1 protein-coding gene is annotated in these 866 nt (G+C 47.9%); it reads left to right on the top strand.

What is annotated here, in order from left to right; genetic code table 11:
- Positions 1–69 precede the first annotated feature (69 nt).
- Positions 70–846 (top strand): IS5 family transposase, encoded by a 777-nt coding sequence (locus DYU11_RS32850; RefSeq protein WP_119671989.1) that lies wholly within the window; start codon positions 70–72, stop codon positions 844–846.
- Positions 847–866: the final 20 nt, after the last annotated feature.

The raw sequence follows: 866 nt of genomic DNA, 5'->3' as shown, positions 1-866 counted from the left end.
TAAGAGAGTGTTGGGAAATAAAGAATATTGAGGATCGGGTCACCTTTGTAGCGACCAAACTCCAAAGCTGTGACTAAACAGTTTTCTAAACTGACCGACCCTCAATGGGATGCAATTTCTCCTTTTTTTAACCTTAAACGCAAGCGCAAACATGATCTTCGCTGTATTGTCGATGCCTTGTTGTACCTCTTACGTACTGGTTGTCAGTGGCGCAATTTACCTGCTGAGTGGCCTCATTGGCAGGCCGTTTACTACTACTTTGACAAGTGGAAGCAGGACGGCACTTTCGAAGAACTCAACCTGGCTCTGAACAAACAAGATCGAAAGCAGGCCGGCCGAGAAGCTCAGCCATCAGTGCTCTCGATTGATAGCCAAAGTGTTAAGTTGTCTCCCTTGATCTGTGAGTATCGAGGTATGGACGCTCACAAGCGTGTTAATGGCCGCAAACGACAGTTCTTAGTTGATACCAGTGGGCGGCTATGGCTGGCTTGGGTGCATAGGGCCGATGAAGCTGATGGCCTTGCTGCTTCGAGGCTAGTGACGGAGATTGCCTGCCTGAGTGAGCGATTAGAGAAGGTCTATGGCGACCAGGCTTATAATGGCGTGTTTGCTCAAGCATTAGAGAAGTGGAGCATCCGTTTTGAGAAAGCTTCCCGGCCTGAGACAGCAAAAGGATTTGTGCCAGTAGCCAAGCGGTGGGTAGTGGAGCGCAGCTTTGCTTGGACTAATTTCTTCCGCCGGATCGTCAAAGATTATGAGTATACTTTATCTTCTTCGGTGGCGTGGCTGTATTTAGCCAATATTCAGATGATGGTTCAGCGAGTCAAACCCTTTAACCAAGCATAATTCCCCAACACCTTCTAAAT

This window comes from Fibrisoma montanum (assembly GCF_003583365.1).
Lineage (GTDB): Bacteria > Bacteroidota > Bacteroidia > Cytophagales > Spirosomataceae > Fibrisoma > Fibrisoma montanum.
This window is presented reverse-complemented; position numbering and strand designations above follow the sequence as displayed.